Origin of the sequence: Kitasatospora sp. NBC_01246, assembly GCF_036226505.1 — a bacterium.
Lineage (GTDB): Bacteria > Actinomycetota > Actinomycetes > Streptomycetales > Streptomycetaceae > Kitasatospora.
Genome location: NZ_CP108484.1, coordinates 4,198,663 through 4,223,472, shown reverse-complemented (window position 1 = coordinate 4,223,472; position 24,810 = coordinate 4,198,663). Strand labels below are relative to the sequence as shown.

Annotated in this window: 26 protein-coding genes and 1 tRNA gene; 11 read left to right on the top strand and 16 right to left on the bottom strand. The window is 73.3% G+C overall.

Annotation, left to right across the window (positions count from 1 at the left end):
- Positions 1–6: 6 nt before the first annotated feature.
- From OG618_RS18605 to OG618_RS18575, 7 genes are all read right to left on the bottom strand, one after another.
- Positions 7–945 carry an RNA polymerase sigma factor SigF gene (locus OG618_RS18605; protein WP_329492165.1) on the bottom strand — a complete coding sequence of 313 codons (939 nt, stop codon included), beginning with the start codon at positions 943–945 and terminating at the stop codon, positions 7–9.
- A 397-nt stretch (positions 946–1,342) separates the two neighbouring features.
- Positions 1,343–1,636: a Dabb family protein gene (locus tag OG618_RS18600; RefSeq protein ID WP_329488644.1), complete on the bottom strand. Its 294-nt coding sequence runs from the start codon at positions 1,634–1,636 to the stop codon at positions 1,343–1,345.
- Positions 1,637–1,721: 85 nt separating this feature from the next.
- Positions 1,722–1,886, bottom strand: coding sequence for a hypothetical protein (locus OG618_RS18595; protein WP_199926184.1), 165 nt, complete (start codon positions 1,884–1,886; stop codon positions 1,722–1,724).
- A gap of 451 nt (positions 1,887–2,337) precedes the next feature.
- A tRNA-Ser gene (locus OG618_RS18590) sits at positions 2,338–2,427 on the bottom strand.
- A gap of 69 nt (positions 2,428–2,496) precedes the next feature.
- A complete protein-coding gene (gene tadA, locus OG618_RS18585) occupies positions 2,497–3,012 on the bottom strand; it encodes a tRNA adenosine(34) deaminase TadA (protein ID WP_329488643.1) in 516 nt (171 codons plus the stop codon).
- Positions 3,013–3,052: 40 nt separating this feature from the next.
- Complete coding sequence (locus OG618_RS18580; RefSeq protein WP_329488642.1) at positions 3,053–3,631, bottom strand: tRNA adenosine deaminase-associated protein; 579 nt, start codon at positions 3,629–3,631, stop codon at positions 3,053–3,055.
- Between the two features lie 232 nt (positions 3,632–3,863).
- Positions 3,864–4,100 carry a hypothetical protein gene (locus OG618_RS18575; RefSeq protein WP_329488641.1) on the bottom strand — a complete coding sequence of 79 codons (237 nt, stop codon included), beginning with the start codon at positions 4,098–4,100 and terminating at the stop codon, positions 3,864–3,866.
- A 184-nt stretch (positions 4,101–4,284) separates the two neighbouring features.
- On the opposite strand from OG618_RS18575, the gene upp reads away from it, so the two are divergent.
- Positions 4,285–4,920 carry a uracil phosphoribosyltransferase gene (gene upp, locus OG618_RS18570; protein WP_329488640.1) on the top strand — a complete coding sequence of 212 codons (636 nt, stop codon included), beginning with the start codon at positions 4,285–4,287 and terminating at the stop codon, positions 4,918–4,920.
- Positions 4,921–4,993: 73 nt separating this feature from the next.
- Here the strand turns inward: upp and OG618_RS18565 are convergent, their stop codons facing one another.
- Both OG618_RS18565 and OG618_RS18560 read right to left on the bottom strand, forming a co-directional pair.
- Positions 4,994–5,656, bottom strand: coding sequence for a LytR C-terminal domain-containing protein (locus OG618_RS18565; protein WP_329488639.1), 663 nt, complete (start codon positions 5,654–5,656; stop codon positions 4,994–4,996).
- A gap of 249 nt (positions 5,657–5,905) precedes the next feature.
- Positions 5,906–6,202, bottom strand: a complete 297-nt coding sequence (locus OG618_RS18560) for a type II toxin-antitoxin system VapB family antitoxin (RefSeq protein ID WP_030061387.1) — start codon at positions 6,200–6,202, stop codon at positions 5,906–5,908.
- 148 nt (positions 6,203–6,350) lie between these two features.
- On the opposite strand from OG618_RS18560, the gene OG618_RS18555 reads away from it, so the two are divergent.
- Positions 6,351–8,015 carry a helicase HerA-like domain-containing protein gene (locus tag OG618_RS18555; protein WP_329488638.1) on the top strand — a complete coding sequence of 555 codons (1,665 nt, stop codon included), beginning with the start codon at positions 6,351–6,353 and terminating at the stop codon, positions 8,013–8,015.
- A gap of 75 nt (positions 8,016–8,090) precedes the next feature.
- Here the strand turns inward: OG618_RS18555 and OG618_RS18550 are convergent, their stop codons facing one another.
- Positions 8,091–9,257: a hypothetical protein gene (locus OG618_RS18550; RefSeq protein ID WP_329488637.1), complete on the bottom strand. Its 1,167-nt coding sequence runs from the start codon at positions 9,255–9,257 to the stop codon at positions 8,091–8,093.
- A 213-nt stretch (positions 9,258–9,470) separates the two neighbouring features.
- Positions 9,471–10,130 (bottom strand): rhomboid family intramembrane serine protease, encoded by a 660-nt coding sequence (locus OG618_RS18545; RefSeq protein ID WP_329488636.1) that lies wholly within the window; start codon positions 10,128–10,130, stop codon positions 9,471–9,473.
- A 105-nt stretch (positions 10,131–10,235) separates the two neighbouring features.
- Between OG618_RS18545 and OG618_RS18540 the strand changes: the two genes are divergently transcribed.
- Entirely contained in the window at positions 10,236–10,754 is a 519-nt protein-coding gene (locus OG618_RS18540; RefSeq protein WP_329488635.1) for a YbhB/YbcL family Raf kinase inhibitor-like protein, read from the top strand.
- A 12-nt stretch (positions 10,755–10,766) separates the two neighbouring features.
- Positions 10,767–11,648, top strand: coding sequence for a hypothetical protein (locus tag OG618_RS18535; RefSeq protein ID WP_329488634.1), 882 nt, complete (start codon positions 10,767–10,769; stop codon positions 11,646–11,648).
- A 10-nt stretch (positions 11,649–11,658) separates the two neighbouring features.
- On the opposite strand, the gene OG618_RS18530 is transcribed toward OG618_RS18535, so the two are convergent.
- A complete protein-coding gene (locus tag OG618_RS18530; protein WP_329488633.1) occupies positions 11,659–12,729 on the bottom strand; it encodes a helix-turn-helix transcriptional regulator in 1,071 nt (356 codons plus the stop codon).
- Positions 12,730–12,822: 93 nt separating this feature from the next.
- On the opposite strand from OG618_RS18530, the gene OG618_RS18525 reads away from it, so the two are divergent.
- Positions 12,823–14,358 carry an MFS transporter gene (locus OG618_RS18525; RefSeq protein WP_329488632.1) on the top strand — a complete coding sequence of 512 codons (1,536 nt, stop codon included), beginning with the start codon at positions 12,823–12,825 and terminating at the stop codon, positions 14,356–14,358.
- Positions 14,359–14,419: 61 nt separating this feature from the next.
- Entirely contained in the window at positions 14,420–14,632 is a 213-nt protein-coding gene (locus OG618_RS18520) for a KTSC domain-containing protein (RefSeq protein ID WP_329488631.1), read from the top strand.
- A gap of 26 nt (positions 14,633–14,658) precedes the next feature.
- Here OG618_RS18520 and OG618_RS18515 read toward each other — a convergent pair whose 3' ends face one another.
- Positions 14,659–14,937: a DUF2087 domain-containing protein gene (locus OG618_RS18515; RefSeq protein ID WP_329488630.1), complete on the bottom strand. Its 279-nt coding sequence runs from the start codon at positions 14,935–14,937 to the stop codon at positions 14,659–14,661.
- Positions 14,938–15,060: 123 nt separating this feature from the next.
- The gene (locus tag OG618_RS18510; RefSeq protein ID WP_329488629.1) at positions 15,061–15,654 is read right to left on the bottom strand and encodes an HhH-GPD-type base excision DNA repair protein; all 594 of its coding nucleotides are present in this window, start codon (positions 15,652–15,654) and stop codon (positions 15,061–15,063) included.
- 456 nt (positions 15,655–16,110) lie between these two features.
- On the opposite strand from OG618_RS18510, the gene OG618_RS18505 reads away from it, so the two are divergent.
- From OG618_RS18505 to OG618_RS18495, 3 genes are all read left to right on the top strand, one after another.
- On the top strand, positions 16,111–18,615 hold the full coding sequence (locus tag OG618_RS18505; RefSeq protein WP_329488628.1) for a terpene synthase family protein: 2,505 nt from the start codon (positions 16,111–16,113) through the stop codon (positions 18,613–18,615).
- 212 nt (positions 18,616–18,827) lie between these two features.
- On the top strand, positions 18,828–19,625 hold the full coding sequence (locus tag OG618_RS18500; protein ID WP_329488627.1) for a VOC family protein: 798 nt from the start codon (positions 18,828–18,830) through the stop codon (positions 19,623–19,625).
- Positions 19,625–20,131, top strand: a complete 507-nt coding sequence (locus tag OG618_RS18495; RefSeq protein ID WP_329488626.1) for a DinB family protein — start codon at positions 19,625–19,627, stop codon at positions 20,129–20,131. Before OG618_RS18500 ends, OG618_RS18495 begins: the two co-directional genes overlap by 1 nt.
- 54 nt (positions 20,132–20,185) lie before the next feature.
- Here the strand turns inward: OG618_RS18495 and OG618_RS18490 are convergent, their stop codons facing one another.
- Positions 20,186–21,205: a helix-turn-helix domain-containing protein gene (locus tag OG618_RS18490; protein ID WP_442906947.1), complete on the bottom strand. Its 1,020-nt coding sequence runs from the start codon at positions 21,203–21,205 to the stop codon at positions 20,186–20,188.
- Positions 21,206–21,303: 98 nt separating this feature from the next.
- Here OG618_RS18490 and OG618_RS18485 point away from each other — a divergent pair, with 98 nt between their 5' ends.
- Complete coding sequence (locus OG618_RS18485) at positions 21,304–22,929, top strand: alpha/beta hydrolase (RefSeq protein ID WP_329488625.1); 1,626 nt, start codon at positions 21,304–21,306, stop codon at positions 22,927–22,929.
- A gap of 113 nt (positions 22,930–23,042) precedes the next feature.
- Here OG618_RS18485 and OG618_RS18480 read toward each other — a convergent pair whose 3' ends face one another.
- The gene (locus OG618_RS18480) at positions 23,043–23,582 is read right to left on the bottom strand and encodes a carboxymuconolactone decarboxylase family protein (protein ID WP_442906817.1); all 540 of its coding nucleotides are present in this window, start codon (positions 23,580–23,582) and stop codon (positions 23,043–23,045) included.
- A gap of 246 nt (positions 23,583–23,828) precedes the next feature.
- On the opposite strand from OG618_RS18480, the gene OG618_RS18475 reads away from it, so the two are divergent.
- Positions 23,829–24,755, top strand: coding sequence for an NADP-dependent oxidoreductase (locus tag OG618_RS18475; RefSeq protein ID WP_329488623.1), 927 nt, complete (start codon positions 23,829–23,831; stop codon positions 24,753–24,755).
- Positions 24,756–24,810 lie beyond the last annotated feature (55 nt).

Below are 24,810 nucleotides of genomic sequence, written 5' to 3'. Positions count from 1 at the left end.
TGAAGGTCAGTCTTCCCAGGAATTGCCGGTCCGAAGCCTGGTCAGGATCCGCGAGAGCAGGCGCGAGACGTGCATCTGCGACATTCCCAGCTCGGTGCTGATCTGGGACTGCGTCAGATTGGCGAAGAACCGCAGCATGACGATCCGCCGCTCCCGCTCGGGCAGCTGGACCAGCAGGTGGCGGACCATGTCCCGGTGCTCGACCTCGGCCAGCGCCGAGTCCTCGTAGCCGAGCCGGTCCAGCAGGGCGAGCCCGCCCTCGTGCTCCTGGGCCGCCTCCAGGGAGGCCGCGTTGTAGGCCCGGCCGGCGTCCAGGCAGGCCCGGACGTCCTCCTCCGGGATGCGCAGGCTGGCGGCGATCTCGGGCACCTTGGGGGCCCGTCCGTGCACCACCGTCAGCTCCTCCATCGCGCCGCTGACCTGGACCCAGAGCTCCTGGAGCCGGCGCGGGACGTGCATGGTGCGGACGTTGTCGCGGAAGTAGCGCTTGATCTCGCCCAGGATGGTCGGCAGCGCGTAGGTCGGGAACTGCACGCCGCGGTTCGGGTCGAACCGGTCGATCGCGTTGATCAGGCCGATCGTGCCGACCTGGACGACGTCCTCCATCGGCTCGCTGCGGCTGCGGAAGCGGGTGGCCGCGTAGCGCACCAGCGGGATGTTGACCTCGATCAGCGCCGCCCGGACCCGCTCCCGCTCGGGGGCGTCCGGGGGCAGTTCGGCGAGCCGCTCGAACAGCACCCGGGTGAGCGTCCGGACGTCCACCACCGGGCGGCCGCCGGGGCCGCGCAGGCCGTCCGGGCGGAGCTCGCCGGCCGGGCCGATGACGGTGGCCAGGACCTCGTCCCCGGGCGGGGGCGCCGGGCGACCGGCGTCCGGTGCGGCGGCCTGCGCCTGCGCCTGCGCCTGCGCCTGCGCCGGGGCCGGGGCCTGGGCCGGGGCCTGCATCGGGGCCTGGGCGGTGGTCGGTCCGGCGGTCTGGACGACGGCCTGGACGACGGTCTCCGCGGTGATCTGCCCGGCGGCTTGGCCGGTGCCGGTGTCCGGCGCACTCCCTGGTGTCCGCACGGACACGTCACCCCTCCCAAAGTCGACAAACGGTGGGACTTGCGGATCGGGTGTCGCGGCTCGATTCACCACCTCGCCGTGTCCGGCAAAACCGGTCATAGCATCACAAGCCGGGCGCAGGTCGGGCAAGTACCGAGGGGAGGTGTGTTGGTGCTGCGCCGGTGCGCCACCCGGCCCCCGGGGTGGCGCGGGGCCGGGGGCGGTTTCCGGACAGCGCAAGGCGCCCCGCCCGGCCCCCGGGCGGGGCGCCTGCGGCCGTCCGGGGGACGGCCCGGGGTCAGACCTCGATGTCGGCGATCACCCAGGTGGCGAACTCCCGCCACTGACCGGCCGCGGCCTGGTGGGCCGGGTGGGTGAGGTAGGCCTGCAGCGCCGCACGGTCCTCGACCAGGCTGTTGATCGCGTAGTCGTGGGCGATGTCGCGCTCGGTGGTGTTCCAGCCGCACTCCCACTCGCGCAGCTCGGGGATGACCGGGCCGAGCGCCTCGAAGGCCTCGGCGCCGGCGAGCGCCCGCTCGTCGTCCTTGCTGACGCCTTCGTTGAGCTTGAACAGGACCAGGTGCCGGATCACGATGCCGCTCCTCGCGGACGGGGGACTGAGGGTCCCGCACACCGTAGCCGGAGCAGCCGGGGCCGGAGGACCGCCCCCTGGTCCGCTACTTCACCAGCCCGGTCATGAAGGTGCCGACCGCTTTGGCGGCGTTCGAGATGCCCTCGAACCCCAGCTGGACCAGCTCGGCCGCGCGGGCGGGCGAGGTGATGATCGTGTAGAGCACGAAGATGAGCAGGAGGACCATGCCGATCTTCTTCGCCTGCGCCATCCGGTGACCTTCCTCCCTGCTGTGGGCCGCCGCCATTCGGTCCCCGAGCGGCCCTCTGCAGAGCGCAGCTTATCCACCGGACGGCCCATCAAGTGTGCGACGCGTTCACCCGGCGGGACGAAGGTCCCCGGGAGTGGGGCCTTTCTCCGGGTGCCCGGGGGCGGACCGTCGCGCAGGATGGGTGGTGTGCCGCGGATCTGGCAGGAATCCCCCGGCATGTGGATCCGGAGCTCCCCGCTGTGGGACCGGTCGCCGCGACTTCCCCCCGACGCGGCGCCGGTTGTGGGACTCCGCCGGGGGAGCGGTTGGTCCCCCGAGCCGCTCCCCCTCCAGGCTCCGTACTCGCCGGGCGTTGGTGGTCATCGGCCCCGGGTGCGGAGCCCTTCCGCGCCCGAGGGTGCGCGGGAACGACGAGGGCCCCGACCGTCTCCGGTCGGGGCCCTCGTGCTGCTGGCGGTAGCGGTGGGATTCGAACCCACGGTGAAGTTGCCCCCACACACGCTTTCGAGGCGTGCTCCTTTGGCCGCTCGGACACGCTACCGAGGGGAACTCTACCGGACGGGTGGCGAGGTCACGAAATCCGTATCGGGACGGCGGCCGGCGGCCGCGTTCAGCGGTGGTTCTCGAAGAACGCGCGGAGCTGCTCGCCGCACTCGTCGGCGAGGACGCCCGGGATCACCTCGGGGCGGTGGTTGAGCCGGCGGTCGCGCATCACGTCGAAGAGCGAGCCGGCGGCGCCGGCCTTCTCGTCGAGGGCGCCGTAGACCACCCGGTCGATCCGGGAGAGCACGAGGGCGCCCGCGCACATGGTGCAGGGCTCCAGGGTGACGACGAGGGTGCAGCCGACGAGCCGCCACTCCCCGAGCGCGGCTGCGGCCTCCCGGACGGCGACCACCTCGGCGTGGGCGGTCGGGTCGCCGACCGCCTCGCGCGCGTTGTGGCCGCGTCCGATCACCTCGCCGTCCGGGCCCAGGACGAGCGCCCCGACCGGGACGTCCCCGGTGGCCGGCGCCAGGGCGGCCTCGGCGATGGCGAGGCGCATCGGCGCCGCCCAGCGGTCGCGGACCGGGTCGGGGCGGACGGGGGCGGGGAGCGGGGCTATCTGGCGGGTGGACGCGGACGGCATGGCATCCAGTGTCCGGCATTCGGCGAGGGGCACCGGCCCGTTACCGGACGGCCTCCAGGACCTCGCCGCAGCCGAGGGCCTCGGCGATCTCCTCCAGGGCGTCGCCCGGCACCGCGCCCTCGCCGCTGAGGGCGAGCAGCTCCTCGGACGGCAGGCCGAACTCGGTGAGCAGGTGGGCGTCGCCGAGCGGGCCGACCGGGACGCCGCCGCGGGCGTCCGCGTCGCCGTCCTCGTCCTCCTGCCCGGCCGAGGCCTGCGCCTCCTCGTCCTCCAGCTCGGCGACCAGGTTGTCGAGGTCGCCGAACTCGCTCTCGCCGGCCTGGTCGACCAGCTCGTCGGTGAGGACGGAGCCGTAGCTGCTGCGGGCGGCGGCGGCGCCGTCCGACACGAAGATCCGCGGGTCCTCCTCACCGTCGACCCGGACGATGGCGAACCAGACGTCCTCCTGTTCGATGAAGACCAGGACGCTGTCGTCGTCCTGGGCGGCTTCGCGGGCCAGATCGGCCAGGTCCGCCAGGGTTTCGACGTCGTCGAGTTCCGTCTCGCTCACATCCCACCCGTCCTCGGTGCGAGCAAGCACTGCAGCGAAGTACGCCACCAGGGACACTCCCAAGATCATCGGTCTCGGCTCGGCGCTCCGGGCAACGCGGAATCTGGCCGCCCCCGCGCCAGAGGCGGCCCGCTGTTCGGACCGTCCCCTCGGAATCGTGACAGAAAGCCCGGCTTTGCGGGGAGTGTTCGGCAGCGCGTCTTTGCAGGTCGTGTCGGAAGGGCCGGCCCGGAGCCGGTGAACGGGCGCCGGGTGCGCCGGGTGCGCGCCGTCGAATCCCGGTGGGCGCGCCGCGGGCCCGTCAGAACCGGAAGGTTCGCATCCGCATCGCTTCGCGCATCCGGCGCTCCTTGGTGCGCCGGGGCTGGACCCGCTCCCGCAGTTCGCGCGCCTCGGCGAGTTCGCGCAGGAACACCGTCCGCCGTTTGCGGCGCTCCGCCTCGGTCTCCGGGTGGTCCGGGGGCAGGCCCGAGCGCCCGCCCGACGGGCCCGTGGACCCGTCCGCCGAGCCGTCCCCGTTCTTCGGGTTGCTCGTCATAGGACCTGACTTTCCCAGATCGGCCGGATTGATACCACAGGAGGACGTTCCGCCCCGACATTCGCGGTGCGTCACGGCGCGTCATCGCTGGGTGACCCCGGTCGGCTCCGCGCCGGGACGCGGCGCCGGCCCGGTGGGCCACCGGGTGGCGTACGGGCGTCCGGGGCCGGGCTAACCTCGACGTATGCGGATCCACGTCGTCGACCACCCCCTGGTCGCCCACAAGCTCTCCACCCTGCGCGACGAGCGCACCGACTCGCCGACCTTCCGTCGCCTGACCGACGAGCTGGTGACCCTCCTCGCGTACGAGGCGACGAGGGACGTCCGCACCGAGGAGGTGGAGATCACCACCCCCGTGGCGGTCACCACCGGCACCCGGCTGAGCTACCCCCGGCCGCTGGTCGTCCCGATCCTGCGGGCCGGCCTGGGCATGCTGGACGGGATGACCCGGCTGCTGCCGACCGCCGAGGTGGGCTTCCTCGGCATGGTGCGCAACGAGGAGACCCTGGAGGCCTCCACCTACGCCACCCGGATGCCGGACGACCTCTCCGGCCGCCAGGTCTACGTGCTCGACCCGATGCTGGCCACCGGCGGCACGCTGGTCGCCGCGATCAGGATGCTGATCGAGCGGGGCGCCACCGACGTCACCGCCGTGGTGCTGCTGGCCGCGCCCGAGGGCGTCGCGGTGATGGAGAAGGAACTTGCCGGGCTGCCCGTCACCGTGGTGACCGCCGCCGTCGACGAGCGGCTGAACGAGAACGGCTACATCGTCCCGGGCCTCGGCGACGCGGGCGACCGCCTGTACGGCACCGCGGGCTGAGCCCGCGCGCCACGAACGGACGAACGGAGCCCCCCGGCGGTGCCGGGGGGCTCCGTTGTGCCCGGGGGCCGGCTCAGCAGCTGCCGGTGGTGCTCGGGGTCGGGGTGGGTTTGGTAGCCAGGGCCAGCGCGGCGGCGGCCTGGGTCTCGTCCAGCAGGGCGTTGTAGCTGTCGCCGATCACGAAGTCGACGGTGGTGTCGGTCCGGGCGTCCGCCGTGGTGAGGGCCCCGGCGATCTGGGAGCCGAGCAGGGTGGACGCCCCGGCGCCGGCCGGGCCGGCGACCACCTGGGCGGTGCCGGGCACCTTCTTGTCCAGCTCGGCGGGCGCGTTGCCGACCTTGCCGATGGTGAAGCCGCGCTTCTTTAGCTCCTCGGCGGTCCGCGCGGCCAGCCCGGACTTGGCGGTGGCGTTGTAGACGTTCACCGTGATCGAGGCCGGCTGCGGGATGGCGTTCGGATCGGTGGGGGCGCCGGAGGGCGGGGCCGAGCCGTCCGGGGTGGGGGCGGCCAGCGGTTTGCCCGAGGGCGACGCGCAGGCCTGGGCGGAGGCGTTCTTGCCCTTGCCGGTGAAGATGTCCCAGAGCTGCACGCCGCCGAGGCCGATCAGGGCCAGGGCGAGCAGTGAGCCGATCAGGGCGAGGACCTTGCGGCTCTTCTTCGGCGGCCGGCCCAGCCGTGGATAGCTGTTGCCGGTGACGCGGTACTGCTTCCCCTTCAGGCCTTGGGGAGTCAACATGCTCACGGTTTGTCTCCCCCTCGTGCCAGGGCGGGGATCGGGTGACGGAAACGGCCTGGGTGGGCGGCGTACGCCACGGACTGCGGCCGTAGTCAGCAGATTAGTGCCGGACGGCTGCGAAGGTACTAAATGATCATCATCTGGAGTACGCCGGCACCCGAACGGGGGTACCGGTGCATGCGCGGACCGCCCTCCGGAGGTGGCCGGAGGGCGGTGTCCACACGGGTCGCGGGGTGCGGGACGGGCCCGTCACTCCATTTCGAGGACGCGGGCGTGCAGCACCTGGCGCTGCTGGAGCGCGGCGCGTACGGCGCGGTGCAGCCCGTCCTCCAGGTAGAGGTCGCCGTGCCACTTCACGACGTGGGCGAAGAGATCGCCGTAGAAGGTGGAGTCCTCCGCGAGGAGGGTCTCCAGGTCGAGTTGGCCCTTGGTGGTCACCAGCTGGTCCAGCCGCACCGGACGCGGGGCGACGTCCGCCCACTGGCGGGTGCTGGTCCGGCCGTGATCCGGGTACGGCCGCCCATTGCCGATGCGCTTGAAGATCACACGGAAAGCCTACCGTTTGGGCGGCGGATGGCGCAGCAGCCGCGACCGCGCCACGCGCACCGGCGCGAGCTGCGGGCGGACGATTGCGGCTGTTTCATGGGAAATGTCGTGAACGTCGCCCCTCAGTCGTGCCCTGGAGTGTGCACCGATGTCCACCGCCGAGCCGCCGTCCGCCCCCTCCGGCACCGAGGTCGTCCCGGAAGTCGTCCCGCCCGCGGTGCGGGAGATCGCCGAGGGGTACGCCTTCGCCGGGCCCGCCCTCGACCTCGGGGCGGTGCTGCTGGACGGCACCGCCTACCGGGACGCCCAGGTGCGCATCCCGCTCGGGGTGCTCAACCGGCACGGGCTGGTCGCGGGCGCCACCGGCACCGGCAAGACCAAGACCCTCCAGCTGATCGCCGAACAGCTCTCCGCCCAGGGGGTGCCGGTGTTCCTGGCCGACATCAAGGGCGACGTCTCCGGGATCTCCGCGCCCGGCGCACCCGGCGAGCGGACCGCCGCCCGGGCCGCCGAGGTCGGCCAGGACTGGTCGGCGCAGGGCTGCCCGACCGAGTTCTACGCCTTGGGCGGCCTGGGCACGGGCATTCCGATCCGAGCCACCGTCACCAGCTTCGGCCCGCTGCTGCTCGCCAAGGTGCTCGACCTGAACGAGACCCAGGAGTCCTCGCTCGGGCTGGTCTTCCACTACGCCGACCGCAACGGCCTGGAGCTGTACGACCTCAAGGACCTCACCGCCGTCATCACCTTCCTCACCTCGCCCGAGGGCAAGGAGGAGCTGAAGGGCATCGGCGGGCTGTCGGCCGCCACCGCAGGAGTGATCCTGCGCTCGCTCACCATGCTGGAGAACGAGGGCGCCGGGGCGTTCTTCGGAGAGCCGGAGTTCGACACCGCCGAGCTGCTGCGGACCGCCCCGGACGGGCGGGGCCTCGTCTCGGCGCTGGAACTGCCCGCGGTGCAGGACCGGCCGCGGCTCTTCTCCACCTTCCTGATGTGGCTGCTGGCCGACCTCTACCAGGAGCTGCCCGAGGTGGGGGACCTCGACAAGCCCAAGCTGGTGTTCTTCTTCGACGAGGCGCACCTGCTCTTCAACGGGGCCTCCAAGGCGTTCCGGGAGGCGATCACCCAGACCGTCCGGCTGATCCGCTCCAAGGGCGTCGGGATCTTCTTCGTCACCCAGACGCCGAAGGACGTCCCGGCCGAGGTGCTCGCCCAGCTGGGCAACCGGGTGCAGCACGCGCTGCGCGCCTTCACCCCGGACGACGCCAAGGCGCTCAAGGCGACGGTCTCGACCTTCCCCCGGTCCTCGTACGACCTGAGCGAGGTGCTGACCTCGCTCGGCACCGGCGAGGCGGTGGTCACGGTGCTCTCCGAGCGGGGCGCGCCGACGCCGGTGGCGGCGACCAGGCTGCGGGCGCCGCGGTCGCTGATGGGTCCGGTCGAACCGGCCGCGCTGCGGGCGGCGGTGGACGCCTCGCCGCTGGCGGCCCGCTACCGGGACGCGATCGACCGGGAGTCGGCCTACGAGAAGCTGGCCGCCCGGGCGGCGCGGCCGGAGCCGGCACCGGTGCCCGAGCCGGTCCCGGAGTCGGTGCCGGAGTCGGTGCCGGCCGGGGAGCCCGCCGCGCCGCGGCCGGCGCCCGAACCGCGTCGGAGGTCCGAGGCGGGGTCGGGGGAAGGGGCCGGGGACGGTGGTGGGCTGCTCGGGTCGCTGCTGAGCAACCCGACGCTCAAGTCCTTCGCCCGCTCGGCCGGGACGCAGCTCGGGCGGGAGATCTCGCGCAGCCTGTTCGGGACGTCCCGGCGGCGGCGGTGAGCCGGGCCGTGGTGCCGGGAGTGTGGTCGACCGGCCCGGCCCGGCCCGGCCCGGCTGGGCTCGGCCCGGCTCCGCTCAGCCGGTGAGCGCGGTGCCGATCCGGTCCAGCGAGGAGAGCCGCATCAGGCCGTAGTGGTAGAACTCGACCTCCGGCACGCCGAGCTCACGGAGTGTGGCGATCTTGGCGGCGAGGTTGGCCGGGCCGTCGCAGTCCGAGGCCATCGGGCGCAGGATCACCGCCATGTCGCGCGGGCGGACGCCGTGCAGGGCGAACGCGGCGATCTTCTCCCGGACGGCCTCCGGGGTCCGCGCGTAGCCGAGCGTCTCGATCTGGTCGGCGACCCCGGCGAGCGCGGGCAGATCGATGCCGGCGAGCCAGCCCCGGCCCGGGCCGCCGCCGTCCATGAAGCTCAGCCGCATGCCGTGCCGTCGCGCCTCCTCGGCCACCTCGGCGGCGAGTGAGGTCACGGTCGCGGCGGAGGCGTCGACGTAGGCCGCCAGGGCGCCGTCGGCCAGCTCGTCGAGGGCGGCGGGCTCGGCGGCGGCCGTGTCGTCGGCCAGCCGGCGGCGCAGCTCGGCGCGGACGGTCGCCGCCACCTCGTCGGCCGGGACGCCCGCCCGGACGGCGGCGGCGCGGCAGTGCTCGCAGAAGCAGATCCCGAGCAGCGCCTCGGCGACCGGGCCCAGCTCCTCGAAGTAGCGCTCGTGGTGGTAGCCGTGGCGCAGCCCGTGGAAGTGCAGCGACTCGGCGCGGATCGCGTCCACGCCGTACCGGGCCAGCTCGGCGACCAGCGTCACCGCGTACTCGCGGACCTCCGGGGCGGCCGGGCAGAGTTCGGTGAGGTGGCGGTCGCCGAAGGCGTTGGCGGGGGCGCAGTCGGGGTGGTCGAAGCCGAGCCGGTCGTTGTGGCAGAACACCGTCCAGGCGTGCAGCTTCATCCCGCGGCGCCGCGCCTCGGCGGCGGCCTCGGCGAAGGGGTCGCGGTCGCCGATCGCGGTGGAGGGGGTGGGCCGCAGCCGCCGCCCGGCCCAGCGCGCCGGGTCGGGGCGGAAGTAGGCGGCGCCCGGCTCCAGGTAGCGGATCACCTGGCGCGGGTTGTGCGGGAAGACGTCCCGGGCCTCGTGGTAGACCGAGGCGAGGGTGACGCCGCCGACCCCGGCCCGGTCGGCGAGGTTGCCGAAGAAGGTGTCGGTGCCCTCGTCCAGCAGGTCGGTGGCGAAGGCGAGGACGGACGACTCCACGGTGCGGCTCCGGAGCAGGGGGCAGGGGGGAGAGGGCAGAGGGCAGAGGGCAGAAGGCAGAAGGCAGAAGGCAGAAGGCAGAAGGCAGAAGGCAGAGGGCAGGGCTCTCCCACGCTAGTCGCAGGTCCGGGATTGGTCTATACCTGGCCGGCGGCGCGCTCGCGGGGCCCCTCGCCGTGCTCCTGGCGTGCTCCTGGCTTGCTCCTCCGGCGCTCAGAGGCCGAGGTCGTCCAGCTCCTTGTGCAGGGCGGACCGGGGGCCGGCGGCGGGCTCGGACGCCGGGGCGGCGGCCGTCTTCGGTCCGCGGTTGCGGAGCAGCCAGGCGGCGGTGAGCCCGCCGATCAGACCGCCGAGGTGGCCCAGCCAGCTGACCCCCTGGGTCACCGGCAGGACGCCGATCAGGAGGTAGGAGTACACCGCCGCGACGACGACGGCGATCACCGCGTCCAGCAGGTTGCGGTCGAGCACGCCGCGCAGCACCAGGTAGCCGAAGTAGCCGTAGACCAGGCCGCTGGCCCCGGCGGTGACCGTCTCGGGGCGCTCGCACAGCCAGACGGTGAGGCCGCCGACCACGACGATCATCAGGGTCGCCCAGAGGAACCGCTTCATGCCCCGGTAGGCGGAGAGGAAGCCGAAGGCGAACAGCGGCCAGGAGTTGGCCTCGATGTGCTCCCAACTGAAGTGCAGCAGCGGCATGGCGAACACGTCCGGCAGCTCGTCGAGCCGGCGCGGCATCAGGCCGTGTTCGTAGGTGAGGCCGTAGTCGTCCATCCAGTTCACCAACTGCACCAGCCAGATGACGGCGAGCAGGCCGACCATGGTGAGGAGGGCTCGTCGGGAGTCGGCCAGCAGTCGGGCGGGTGTGGAAGCCATGACCCGACTGTAGAGGGGGCCCGTGAACGGTGGCACCCCACTACAGTGAATCGCGTCATTCAGCCTGGTCCGGGCTGTCCTGGCTTGTCGAGAGGTGACCGTTTCATGAGCGTTCGTCCGCCGCTGCCCTACGAGTTCCTGCCGCAGGTGCCGTCCTTCGAGCTGACCAGTGATGACCTCGCCGAAGGCGGCAAGCTGGCCGAGGAGTTCGTCCACGCGGGCGGCAACCTGTCGCCGCAGCTGGCCTGGTCGGGCCTGCCGGAGGGCACCCGGTCCGTCGCCGTCACCTGCTACGACCCGGACGCCCCGACCGGCTCCGGCTGGTGGCACTGGCTCGCCCTCAACCTGCCCGGTGACACCGCCGGCCTGGCGCGCGGCGCCGGTTCGTCCGACGCGGACCTGCCCGGGGCGGCCTCGTTCCACGGCCGCAACGACTTCCCCGGCAACAAGTACGACGGCGCGGCCCCGCCGCCCGGCGCCCCGCACCGGTACGCCTTCGCCGTGCACGCGCTGGACGTGGACGCGCTGGACGTCACCCCGGAGACGCCGGCGGCCCAGATCGGCTTCCACATCACCTTCCACACGCTGGCCCGTGCGGTGATCACCGCCGAGTACGGGGTCTGAGATCCTCGTTGGATGAACGAACCGGTGGAGGTCTGGCGGCTGCCCGAGCACGATGCCGGGGCGGGCCGCCGGGCCTCCGGCTGGACGGTCGGACCGGACGGCGAACTGGTCGTGCTGCTGGTGCCCGGGGAGAAGCCGTCCGGCGCCTCCGGCCGGACGTGCCCCGACCCGCCCCCGGACGCCGAGTTGGTGACGGTGACACCGGAGGGGGAGCGGCGGACGGCGCTGCGCGGGCTCGCCGTCGACCCGGACCACCTGGCGCTGCTGCCCGGTGGCCGGCTGCTGGTGGCGAGCTACCGGGCCGACGAGGAGCCGGGCGGATGGGCGCCCAACGCGGTCGTGTTCGGGCCCGACGGCGAGCCCTCCCACGAGCTGGTGCTCGGCGACGACATCCGGACGCTGGTCGCCGACCGGGACGGCCGGATCTGGATGGCCTTCGGGGACGAGGGCATCTACGGGGACCACCCGATGGCCCACCCCGGTCTGGTCGGGGCGGACCCGGCCGGGCGGATGGTCTGGCGACCGGGGCGGGACGAACTGCCCGGCTACCCGCTGGAGGGCCTGGCCGGGGCGACCGAGGGCCGCGCCGTCTGGCTGGCCTGGTACCCGGGCAGTACGGCGAGTTACCTGACCCGGATCGACCCGGCCGGGGGGTCCGTGAGTCGGCGGTCCCCGGTCCGGCTGCCGCTCGGCTTCGCCGTCGGCGGTCGGCAGGGGATCTTCCTGACGCACGCGGGTGAGCTGGTCCGGTGCCTGCTGGTCGGCAAGGAGTGGAAGGAGACCGGGCGGCGCCGGCTCCGGCTGCCCGGGGAGCTGGACCGGGAGCGGGCCTACGGGCGGGACGGCGTGCTCCGGTTCCGTTCGGGGGACGCCTGGTACCGGGTGGCGGCGTAGCGCGGGCGGCTCAGGGGCGGACCGGACCCCCGCTGTCGGCGGTCGGGCGGACCGGACCCCCGCTGTCTACGGCGGGGTGGACCGGACCCCCACTGTCGGCGGCGGGGTGGACCGGACCCCCGCTGTCGGCGGCCCGGGCGGCGCGGGCGGCGAGGGCGCGCAGGTGGGCGTTCATCTCCGGGGGCTCGTGGACCTCGAACTCGCAGCCCAGCATGAGGAGCCGCATCGCCAGGTACCCCAGCGAGTCGGACCGCGAGCGGAGCCGGCAGCTCCGGTCGTCGACCGGCTCGACCGTGGTGTCGGCGGCGCGGCTGATCCAGCTCTCCACCTCGGAGGCGGGCATGTGCAGCGTCGCCACCAGGGTGTGGGTGGCCGCCGGCCGGCGGAGCTTGCTCGCCACGTACGCGGCCGCGTCCTCGGCGGGGAGTTCGCGCGGAGTGAAGCGGGCGCCGGTCGGGAAGGGCTCGCTGATCCGGTCCACCCGGAAGAGCCGCCAGTCGTCGCGGTCGAGGTCGTAGCCGACCAGGTACCAGCGCCGACCGGTCGAGACCAGGCGGTTGGGCTCGACCTGGCGCCGGGTCTCGGCGCCGTCACCCGCCCGGTAGTGGAAGCGCAGCCGCTCCCGGTTGGTGACGGCGCCCGCGAGCACGGTGAGGTCCTCGGGGTCGACGGTCGGTCCGTCGCCGGTGAGCAGCGGCACGGTGGCCGTGTTCAGCGCGCCGACCCGGTGGCGCAGGCGCCCCGGCAGCACCTGGAGCAGTTTGCCGAGCGCCCGGACGGACGCCTCCTCGATGCCGACCACGGCGTGCCCGGCGGCCGCCCGCAGGCCCACCGCGATGGCCACCGCCTCCTCGTCGTCCAGCAGCAGCGGCGGCATCGCCGTCCCGGCCACCAGCCGGTAGCCGCCGATCGCGCCCATCGTCGCCTCGACCGGGTACCCCAGGGCGCGCAGCCGGTCGATGTCGCGGCGGATCGTCCGGGAGCTGACCTGGAGGCGTTCGGCCAGTTCGCTGCCCGGCCACTCGCGCGGGGTCTGGAGGAGGGAGAGCAGGTTCAGCAGCCGCGCCGGAGTGTCCGTCATGGCACCCAGGATGCCGGACAACGAGGACAAGAGCTGACCTACATCCTCTCTACTGTCGCAGACGTGCCGAAGAGCGAGGTAGAGGAGAAGACGATGACAGCGGATTCCGGGGAGGGCTCCGGAGCGGGCTCCGGTGTGGTGTCCGACCGGCGGAGGTGGATCGCGCTGGCGATCGTGATGACGGCCTCGTTCATGGACCTGGTGGACGTCACCATCGTGAACATCGCCATCCCCAGCATCCAGGAGGACACCGGCGCCTCGTTCAGTGCCGTCCAGTGGGTGACCGGCGGCTACGCCCTGGCCTTCGCGATCGGGCTGATCACCGGCGGTCGACTGGGCGACATCTACGGCCGGAAGCGACTGTTCCTGATCGGAATCGGCGGCTTCACCGTCGCCTCGGCGCTCTGCGGTCTGGCGACCGGCGCCGAGATGCTGGTCGCGACCCGGATCCTCCAGGGCGGGACGGCGGCGCTGATGGTGCCGCAGGTGCTGTCGATCATCCACGCCTCCTTCCCGGCGGAGGAGCGCGGCAAGGTGTTCGGCCTGTTCGGCGCGGTGGTCGGTCTGGGCGCCGTCTCCGGGCCGCTGATCGGCGCGCTGCTGACGGAGTGGGACCTCTTCGGGCTGGCCTGGCGGCCGATCTTCCTGATCAACCTGCCGGTCGGCATCGCCGGGCTGCTGCTCGGCCGGGCGTTCATCGGCGAGTCGCGGGCGGAGAAGGCGCTCAAGCTGGACCTCGTGGGCGTGCTGCTGGCCAGCGTCGGCCTGCTGATGCTGCTCTACCCGCTCACCCACGGCCGGGAGGCCGGCTGGCCGCTCTGGGGCCACCTCTCGATGGCCGGCAGCCTGCCGGTGTTCGCCCTGTTCGTCGCGTACGAGAAGGTGAAGACGCGGCGGGACGGTTCGCCGCTGGTCGAGCTGTCGCTGTTCCGGGTGAAGAGCTTCGCGGCCGGCATCGGCGTCCAGCTGACCTTCGGCGTGGTCACCGGGATCTTCTTCCTGGTCTGGACGCTCTACATGCAGATCGGGCTGGGCTGGAGCCCGCTCAAGGCCGGGACCACGGGCATCCCCTTCTCGATCGCGGTCTCGGTGGCGGCCGGACTCTCGGTCCAGCAGCTGGTGCCGCGCTTCGGACGCAAGGTGCTCCAGGCCGGCGCGCTGGTGATGGCGGTCGGCGCGCTGACCTACATCTGGGAGGCCGACCGGTACGGCACGGCGATCACGTCCTGGCAGATGGCGCTGCCGCTGGTGGTGATGGGCCTGGGAATGGGCCTGATCGTGGCGCCGATCACCGACGCGGTGCTGGCCGAGGTGCCGCGTGAGCACGCCGGTTCGGCGTCGGGCCTGATCAACACGGTGAACCAGCTCGGGACGGCGCTGGGGCTGGGGCTGGTGTCGGTGGCGTTCTTCGGGGCGATGGACGACGTGGTCGCCCCCGAGGCGGTCGGGACGGCGTTCGGCGGGGCCTTCGTCCACGCGATGTGGTGGGTCGTCGCGGTGCTGGCGGCGGTGTTCCTGCTGATGTTCGCGCTGCCGAGGCGGAAGGCGGCGGTCGCCACCGGTACCTCCTCCGCGTCCTCTGCCGACGAGCCCGAGCGGGAGCAGGAGCAGGAGCCCGTCCTCGTCTGACGGTGGGTGGAGGGCCCCGGCCGCGATGCGCGGCCGGGGCCCTCGCGCGCACACTGGGAGCATGGAGCGGCTGGCGGTGGACTCCTCGGCGCTGCGCTCGGTCGGCTACGACGCGGCGCGGCGGGTACTGGAGCTGGAGTTCACCGGCGGGAGCGTCTACCGGTACGACGCGGTCCCCGGGCGGGTGCACCGGGAGCTGATGGCGGCGGAGAGCCACGGACGGTACTTCGCCCGGAGGATCCGCGGGCGGTACGCGTACCGGCGGGTGCGCTGAGGCCCTCGCCTCCCCGGGGGCGGGGTTCAGGCGGCGCGGCGGTAGCTGCTGCCGTCCTGGGGACGCGCCAGGTGGCCGGCCTCGACCAGGAAGCGGCGCAGGGCCGGGTAGTCGTCGTGCACCGCCCGCAGCGTCTCGTTGACCTCGCGCTCGCTGTAGGAGCGGCCCGGTTCGAAGAGAGTGCCGGCGAGGTGGGCGAGCAGCTGCTCGCGGCGGGCCGCCTTGCGGGGGATCGTGGTCAGCCGGCCGTCGCCGGAGAAGAGGGAACGCACGCCGGGGCTGTCCTGGCTGTCGGTCTCGGTCATCCGTCGAGCCTCACCCGGCGGGGCTGGGCGGGCAACCCGTTTTCGGGGCGGACGCCGGCGCGGGCGCCACGCGCCGCTGCCCGGCACTCCTCGGGAGTGCCGGGCAGCCGGAGTGATCGGTCATCAGACCTTGGCGGTCTTGGCCTCCTTGGCGGCGCGCTTCACCTCCTGCTTGTGGGCGCGCACCTTTTCCAGCGACTCCGGGCCGGTGATGTCCGCGACCGACCGGTAGGCCCCCTCCTCGCCGTACAGGCCCGCCGCCTCGCGCCAGCCCTCGGGCCGCACGCCGTACTGCTTGCCGAGCAGCGCGAGGAAGATCTGCGACTTCTGCTTCCCGAAGCCGGGCAGGGCGTTGAGGCGGCTGAGCAGCTCCCGGCCGGTCGCGACGTCGCGCCAGAGCGCTGCCGCGTCGCCGTCGTACTGCGCCACCACGAACTGGCAGAGCTGCTGCACCCGCTTGGCCATCGCGGCCGGGTAGCGGTGCACGGCCGGCTTCTCGGAGAGCAGGGCGACGAACGCCTCGGGGTTGTGGACGGCGATCTCGTGCGCGTCCAGGTCGTCCCGGCCCAGACGCTGCGCGATGGTGAGCGGGCCGGTGAACGCCCACTCCATGGGCACCTGCTGGTCGAGAAGCATCCCGACGAGCGCGGCGAGCGCGCTGCGCCCGAGCAGGTCGTCGGCCTCGGGCTGCTGCGCGAGCCGGACGGTGACGTTCATGGGCAGGCCCTCCTCGGATCGTGGAGACTCGGATCGTCGCCCAGTCTGGTGGACGGGGGATGAGGGGAGCGGGTCAACACGCCCGTCGGAACGGATTGCTTGAGTTGGCCGCCCTTGGCCCGCTTGGGTAGTTCGTTGGCGTATCGTCGCGCGGTCGGAATGGCCCGGGTAATCCGTCCGGATCGGTGACCCGCCGTCAACATCCTTTTCCGCAGAACGGCTCGCCCCGAGGGTGGGCGCCGGGTTGTTCCGTCCGCACAGGTGAACGAGAAGCGTGCGTTCTATCGGGCGGGTGTTCGGGGGAAGTGGGTTATCTCATACGACTGTTGCGGTTGTCCGGTGGAGATCGTCGGCGAGGGGTAATGCTGAGCCGACCGGGTCGTGGGGCAGCGGACCGACCGGCTCCGCTCCGCCGGGCCGGTCGGCCTCCTCGACGCGTCCAGAAAGGCTCGCCCGGTGACTCAGCCGTTCGAACTGCCCTCCTTCTACGTGCCGCACCCGGCGCGCCTGAATCCCCATCTCGAAGGCGCCCGGGCCCACTCCACCGCGTGGGCCCGGGAGATGGGGATGCTGGAGGGGTCGGGCATCTGGGACCAGGCCGATCTGGAGGCGCACGACTACGGCCTGCTCTGCGCGTACACCCACCCGGACGCCTCTGCCGAGGCGTTGTCGCTGGTCACCGACTGGTACGTGTGGGTCTTCTTCTTCGACGACCACTTCCTGGAGATCTTCAAGCGCAGCAACGACCGCGAGGGCGGCAAGGCCTATCTGGACCGGCTGCCGCTGTTCATGCCGGCCGACCCGGCGACCCCGGTGCCCGAGCCCACCAACCCGGTCGAGGCGGGCCTGGCCGATCTGTGGCGGCGCACGGTGCCCTCGATGGGGGAGGACTGGCGGATCCGGTTCGCCGAGAGCACCCGGAACCTGCTCAACGAGTCGCTCTGGGAACTCGCCAACATCAACGCCGGCCGGATCGCCAACCCGGTCGAGTACATCGAGATGCGCCGCAAGGTCGGCGGCGCGCCCTGGTCGGCCGGTCTGATCGAGTACGCCGCCAACGCCGAAGTGCCGAAGGAGGTTTCGGGTTCGCGGCCGCTGCGGGTGCTGATGGACGCCTTCTCGGACGGCGTCCACCTGCGCAACGACATCTTCTCCTACCAGCGGGAGGTCGAGGACGAGGGCGAGCTGAGCAACGGCATCCTCGTGCTGGAGACCTTCCTGGGCTGCACGACGCAGGAAGCCGCGGACGCCGTCAACGACCTGCTCACCTCGCGGCTCCAGCAATTCGAGAACACCGTGTTCGCCGAGCTGCCCTGGCTGTTCACCGAGACCGGGCTGGACCCGGCGGGGGTCGCGCGGGTGATGGCGTACGTCAAGGGCCTGCAGGACTGGCAGTCGGGCGGCCACGAGTGGCACATGCGGTCCAGCCGGTACATGAACGGCGGCGGCGCGTCCGCCGCGCCGGCCCGTTGGTGGGACCAGTACGCGATCGGCGGGGTCGGGACGTCGGCGCTGGACGTGCTGCGGGCCGGGTCGGGGCGCGGACTTCCCGGCGGCTTGGGTGAGTTGGGCTCGCTGAGTGGGGTGAACACGCTGAACGGGACGCCCGGTTCGCCCGGTGGCGTCGACCCGGCGGTGCGGCGGGCGCGCTCGCACGGCCATGTGCCGTTCCAGCGGGTCGGGGCCTCCAGGCTGCCGGAGTTCAGGCTCCCGTACACCGTCGAACTCAGCCCGCACCTGGACGCCTCCCGGCTCAACACCGTGGCGTGGGCCGCCCGGATGGGCATGCTGGAGGCGCAGCCGGGCGTACCGGGCTCGGGCATCTGGACGGCCGAGAAGCTCGCCGACTACGACTTCCCGCTCTGCTCGGCCGGCATCCACCCGGACGCCACCCCCGAGCAACTCGACCTCACCTCGGCGTGGTTGACGTGGGGGACCTACGGCGACGACTACTACCCGGTGGTCTACGGGCGGACCCGCGACCTGGTCGGCGCCAAGCTGCTCACCGAGCGCTTCTCGACGTTCATGCCCGTCGACGACAGCCCGGCGCCGGTGCCGGTCAACGCCCTGGAGCGGGGCCTGGCCGACCTCTGGGAGCGGACCAGCGCCCCGATGACGCCGGACGCCCGGCGGAAGTTCCGCGCCGCGATCGAGGACATGACCCTGAGCTGGGTCTGGGAGCTCAACAACCAGGCGCAGCACCGGATCCCCGACCCGGTGGACTACATCGAGATGCGCCGGAAGACCTTCGGCTCCGACCTCACCATGAGCCTGTGCCGGCTGGCGCACGGCCAGGCCGTCCCGCCGGAGATCTACGAGAGCGGGCCGATGCGCTCGCTGGAGAGCGCGGCCGCCGACTACGCGTGCATGATGAACGACCTCTTCTCGTACCAGAAGGAGGTCGAGTACGAGGGTGAGGTGCACAACGCCGTCCTGGTGGTGCAGAACTTCTTCAACTGCGACTACCCCTCGGCCGTCGGCATCGTCGACGACCTGATGCACTCGCGGCTGCGGCAGTTCGAGCACGTGGCGCAGAACGAGTTCCCGGTGCTGTACGACGACTTCGGGCTGGAGTCGGAGGCCCGGGAACTGCTGGACGGGTACGTCAAGGAGCTGGAGAACTGGCTCGCGGGCATCCACGTCTGGCACCGGGACTGCCACCGGTACGGCGAGGCGGACCTTCGGCGGCACTTCGGGCGCGGGTCGGGGGCGGATGGCAGGGCGGCCGAGCTCCCGGCCGGGCCGGCGGCCCATGAGGTGCCGAAGGCGGACGCGGCGCCGGCGGCGGAGGTGCCGGCCGACGGCGTGGGTGCCCCGGCCACGGCCGTGCCGGAGGGCGCCCCGGTCGGTGCCGGGGGCGCGCTCCCGTTCGGCGCGCCCGGACTGGGGACGGCGGCGTCGCGGTTCGCCTTCGCGGCGGCCCTTCCGGTGACCCTTCCGGCGGGTGCGGCCGACGTGTAGCGGTGACCGGTTCTCGCGACGGCCCGCCGGGGTGCTCCGGCGGGCCGTCGCCGTGTCCGGCCGGGGAGGCCGGGGATGCCGGGAAGGGCAGGGGCCGGGGAGGGCGGGTGCGGAGGGCACGGGCAGCGCGGTGCGGGTACTCGGGGCGCGGTCCGACGGGGGACTGGCTACTGTGACGAATCGGGGCAAACCGTTACATGGAGGGCAGGATCATGACCGTGCTACCTGAGGGCACACCCTGTTGGGCCGACGCCATGTTCAAGGATCTGGACGGCGCCAAGGCCTTCTACGGGTCGGTGCTGGGCTGGACCTTCGGCGAGAGCGCGTCGGAGTTCGGCAACTACACGACGGCGTACTCGGACGGCAAGGCGGTGGCCGCCGTCGTCCCGCCGATGCCCGGGGACGACGTGCCGTCGGCCTGGTGCCTGTACCTCGCCTCGCCGGACACCGCCGCGACCGTCGAGAAGATCCGCGCCGCGGGCGGCGAGGTGCTGATGGAGCCGATGCAGGTCGGCGACTTCGGTTCGATGGCGATCGCCAAGGACCCGGGCGGCGTCACCTTCGGCGTCTGGCAGGCCGGCAGCCACGAGGGCTTCGAGAAGCAGAACGAGCCGGGTTCGTACACCTGGGCCGAGGTGCTCACGCGTGAGCCGGGCAAGGCCGACGCCTTCTTCCCCGCGGTCTTCCCCTACAGCACCAAGCGGATCGACACCGACCAGGTCGACTACAAGATCTTCCAGGTCGCCGACCGGCCCGCGCTCGGCCGGATGAAGGTCGGACCGGACGACATGCCCCCCGAGGCGCCCTCGTACGTGAGCGTCTACTTCTCGGTGGACGACTGCGACGCCGCCATCGCCAAGGTGACCGAGCACGGCGGACAGCTGTTCTTCGGGCCGATGGACAGCCCGTTCGGCCGGTTCGCCGCCGTCGGTGACCCGCAGGGCGCGGCCTTCGGCGTCATCGACCTGGGCACGACCTCCGGGCCCATGCCGACCATGGCGGACGCCTGATGGCTGCCGGCGCACCGGCGGGCGGCGAGCGTGCCGACCTGCTCCAGACGCTGGACAAGCACCGCGGCTTCCTCCGGTACACCGTGCGTGACCTCGACGACGAGCAGGCCGCCCGGCGCACCACGGCGAGCGAGCTGTGCCTGGGTGGTCTGATCAAGCACGTCATGGGCGTCGAGGAACGCTGGTCGCGGTTCGCGGTCGGCGGTGCGGAGGCGATGGAACGGGGCTCGATCGACTGGGAGGGCCAGTTCCGGATGACGGACGGCGAGACGCTGGCGGGCCTGCTCGCCGCGTACGAACGGGTGGCGCGCGAGACGGACGAGCTGGTCTCGACGCTGCCCGATCTGGACCTCGTCCACCCGCTGCCGGAGGCGCCGTGGTTCGAGCCGGGCGCCGGCTGGTCGGTGCGCCGGGTGCTGCTGCACATCATCGCGGAGACCGCGCAGCACGCCGGGCACGCGGACATCATCCGGGAGTCGCTGGACGGGGCGAAGACGATGGGCTGAGGGCCTCGGCCCTGAGGGCTGCGCCGGAGCGGGGGCTGCGAGGGCGGCGGGCGCTCAGGCGGCTTCGGGGCGTCGGACATCCGGGGTGAAGGCGCCCGGCGTGGTGGTGCCCGGCGCGGTGGTGCCCGGCGCGGTGGTGCCCGGGATGGAGGCGCCCGGCGCGGTGGTGCCCAGCCCGGCGCGGAGCCATTCGTGGGCGGCGCCGGCCGTGACGGCGGGCGGGCCGCCGACCGGGGTGGCGAGCTCCGCGGCGAGCTGCCAGTAGCGGAGGATCACCGGGTCGGCGGTCTGGTCGAGGACGTACCCGAGCCGGCGGCGGAACTCCGGGGTGTCGCGCAGCCCGCGCGAGTCGGCGTGCGCGGCGACGAAGCAGTCCAGCGCCTCGCCGGGCCGCCCCGCCCCGTCCGCCATCTCCGCCGCCGCCAGCTCGTACGCCGTGCCGAGGCCCTGGTAGAGCACCGCCGGCCGGTAGTCCTCGTCGGGCTCGCGGAGGTCGGGCCGGCAGACGTCGATGCTGAGCCGGCCGGGGGCGGTGAGCGCGTGCAGCCGGGCGAAGGTCAGTACCTGGGCCGGGGTCGGATCGTCGGGGAGCTGCGGGACGGCCGCGTCGACGACCGCCGTGAGCAACGGGGCGGGCAGCCGCGGGGGCAGCACCCGGCGCCAGAAGCGGGCCAGCACGGTGGTGTCGGGCGGACTGGTCACCGCGCCGATCAGACGCAGCCGGTCGGCGCGCTCGGCGGCGGTGCAGTCCTGGAGCAGCTGGAGGGCGGCCTCGCGCCAGCGCAGGGCGGCCAGCTGGGACCCGAGCTCGCGCAACTGCCGGGCGACGGCGCCCTCCAGTGCCGACTCGTCCTCCAGGGCCCGGCCGACCTCCGGGACGGGCAGGTCGAGCGCGCGCAGGGAGCGGATCAGCCGGAGCCGGTCGAGCGCCTCCGGGCCGTACCGGCGGTGGCCGCCGGAGCTGCGGCCGGCTTCGGGCAGCAGGCCGCGGTCCGAGTAGTACCGGACGGTCTTGACCGTGACGCTCGCCTGCTCCGCGAGTTCGCCGATGCTCCACATGACGTCTGACGACAGCAAGGCTTGAACCTCCCTCAGGGGGAGTTCCTACCGTACCGGTGTGCGCGGGCGGCCGGCGGGCCGCCTGCGGGGACGATCCGCGCAAGGAGACGATCATGACGGCGTTCGTGCTGGTGTCGGGGCCCTTCACCGGTGGAGAGGTGTGGCGGGAGGTGGCCGCCAGGCTGGAGGAGTCCGGGGCCGAGGTGTACCCGGCGACGCTCACCGGGCTGGGGGAGCGCCGCGAGGCGGGCGGTCCGGACACCGGGCTGGAGACGCACATCGAGGACGTGGTGCGGCTGATCGACGGGGTGGAGGGGACGGAGCTGGTGATCGTTGGCCACGACTACGGCATCCACCCCGTGCTGGGCGCGGCCGACCGGCGCCCGGAGCGGATCGCCCGGATCGTCTACCTGGACGCCGGCCTGCCCCAGGACGGTGACGCCGCCGTTCAGCTGGTCCCGGACGAGGAGGTCCGCCGGCGGCTGCTCGACCCGGCGGACCGGGACGGCGGGACCGGGTGGATCGACCCGCCGGCCGCCGACGGGTGGCAGCGCTGGGGCAGCACCGCCGGGCTCTCGGAGGAGGCGCTGGCCCGGCTGACCGGTCTCGCCTCGCCGCAGCCGAGCGCCACCTTCACCCAGCCGCTCAGGCTCTCGGGGGCCCTCGCCACCGTGCCGACCTCCGGCATCTTCTGCACGGAGAGCGGGATGAGCATCGCCAAGCTGGAGGGCCTGATGACGCTGGGCATGCCGCAGTTCAAGGCCCTCGCCGACCCCCGGGTGAGCTTCTTCGACCTGGACACCGGCCACTGGCCGATGCTCTCCCGTCCGGACGAGCTGGCCGAGCTCCTGCTCGGCGCCGCGGCCGGCGAGGGGCACCGGCTGGCGGCGGCGCCCGCCCAGGAACTGCCGGGCTACCTGCGCCCGTTCGTGCTGGACGTGCCCGAGCAGACCCGCGAGCGGATCGGCCGGGTCGACCTCTACCTGCCGGCGGACCCGGACGGCGCCGGTGCGGCCGGCGCCAACCCGGCCGATGCGGCCGGTGCCAACCCGGTCGATGCGGCCGGCGCCAACCTGGCCGGTGCGGCCGGTGCGGCCGGTGCGGCTGACACGGCCGCCGCACCGCGTCCGGCGGTGCTGTTCGTCCACGGCGGCCCCGTCCCCGAGACCGTGCGGCCCACCCCACGGGACTGGACGACCTACGTCGGCTACGGCCGGTACGCGGCGAGCCAGGGCGTGATCGGCGCGACCCTGGACCACCGCCTGCACTCGCTCGCCGACTACCCGCTCGCCGCGGCGGACGTCGCCGAGGCCGTCGAACTGCTCCGCGCCGACCCGCGCGTCGACGGCGACCGCATCGCCCTCTGGTTCTTCTCCGGCGGCGGCCCGCTCTCGGCGGACTGGCTCTCCGCGCCCCCGTCCTGGCTGCGCTGCCTCGCCGTGACCTACCCGATCCTCGCGCCGCTGCCCGGCTGGCAGGGCGTGGACAGCCGGTTCCGCCCGGTGGACGCGCTGGCCGGGGCCGGGCGGCTGCCCGTCGTCCTGACCCGGGTGGGCCTGGAGGTCACGGAGATCGCCGCGACGGTCGAGGAGTTCGTGGCCGCCGCCGAGGCACGGGGCACGGACCTCCAGGTGATCGACGTCCCGCACGGCCACCACGGGTTCGACACCGTCGACCCGACGGACGAGTCGCGCGCGGCCGTCGAGCAGGCCGTCCGCTCCGTCCTCGGGCACCTCTGAGCCAGGTGCCGCCCGTTCCGCCCGGTCACCGGGCCGGGTGCGGCCGAGGGCCCGGCCCCGGCGGGGGTGGGGCCGGGCCCTCGGGTCGACGGCCGCTCGCCGCGACGGGGCGGTCAGTGCGCCGCCCGCTCGTCGGTACCGGGGACCTTGGCGGTGCTGAGCGCGATCCGGTTCCAGGTGTTGATGGTGAGGACCAGGGCCAGCAGCCGGGCCAGCTCCTCCTCGGTGAACTGCGCGGCGGCCCGGGCGTAGACGTCGTCGGGCAGGCCGGCCTGGCCGATCAGCGTGACGGCCTCGGTCAGCGCGAGGGCGGCCTGCTCCTGCGCGGTGAAGAAGTGCGCGGCGTCCCGCCAGACGGCGACCAGGTGCAGCCGCTCCTCGGTCTCGCCGGCCTTGCGGGCGTCCGAGGTGTGCAGGTGCAGGCAGTACGCGCAGCCGTTGAGCTGCGAGGCGCGGATCTGGACCAGCTCGACGAGCGCCGGGTCGAGGCCCTCGCGGGCGGCGGCGTCGAAGCCGATCAGGGCCTTGAAGGCGGCCGGGGCGGCCTTGGCGAAGTTGATCCGGGGAGACCGGGCGGCGGGGGTGCCGGGGGTGTGGGGGGCGGCGGTGGGCGTGGTGGTCGGCGCGGCTGCGGCGGCGTTCGTCATGACCATGAATCTAGCGATTCGGAAGACCGGTGGAGCAGTGCATTCCAGCAGCATGATGGCGGGTCAATTGCTGTGGTCTCACCAGCCGCGGGCTGATCCGGGCGCCGTGGAGCGGAGCGCCCGCCGCGAGAGACGCTGGGACATCTTCCGAAGACTGAAGGATATTCATCGGCTCGTCGGACCTTCCTAGGGTTGGGGACAACGAGAACCGGTCCGCACGAGGGCCGGGCGAGCCAGGAAGGCAGTCCTCCCATGCGCGCAGTCACCCAGCAGTCCTTCGGCGGCCCCGAGGTCCTGGAGACCGTCGAGATCGACCGCCCCGCCCCGCTCGGCGGCGAGGTCCTCGTCCGGGTCCACGCGAGCGGGGTCAACCCGGTCGACGTGGCCGTCCGGTCGGGGGCCTACCCGCTGCTGGGCGAGCCGCCGTTCGGTGTCGGCTGGGACATCTCGGGCGTCGTCGAGGAGGCCGGCCCGGGCGCCCGGTTCAAGGCGGGCGACGAGGTGTACGGCATGCCGTTCTTCCCCCGCGCCGCCACCGGGTACGCCGAGTACATCGCCGTCCCCTCGCGTCAGGTGGCCCGCAAGCCCGCGACGATCGACCACGTGCACGCCGCCGCCCTCCCGCTCGCCGCCCTGACCGCCTGGCAGGGCCTGGTCGACGCGGCCGGGGTGACCGAGGGCCGGCGGGTGCTGATCCACCGCGCGGCCGGTGGCGTCGGTCACTTCGCCGTGCAGATCGCCAAGGCCCGGGGAGCCCATGTGATCGCCCTGGCGAGCGAGGCCAAGCACGCGTTCGTTCGCGGCCTGGGCGCCGACGAGGTGATCGACTACCGGACCACCGACTACACCGAGGCGGTCCGCGACGTCGACGTCGTCTTCGACTCCTCCTCCGAGGGCGACCGCGCCCTGGCCGTCCTGCGCCCCGGCGGCACCCTGGTCAGCATCATGGAGCACTGGAACCAGGAGCTCGCCGCCCGGATCGAGGCCGCCGGCCGGCACTTCGCGGGCATCTCGGTCGAGCCCGACTACGCCTCGCTGGAGGCCATCGCCGCACTCGTCGACGCGGGCCGCGTCCGCCCGCACGTCAGCGAGACCTTTCCGCTCGACGAGGCCGCCAAGGCCCACGAGCTGGTCGGGTCCGGCCGGGTGCAGGGCAAGGTCGTCCTCACCGTCGCCTGAGCGCGGTCCTACAGTGGAGGGCCGGACGTGCCGGATATTCGGGATGGGCCGGATG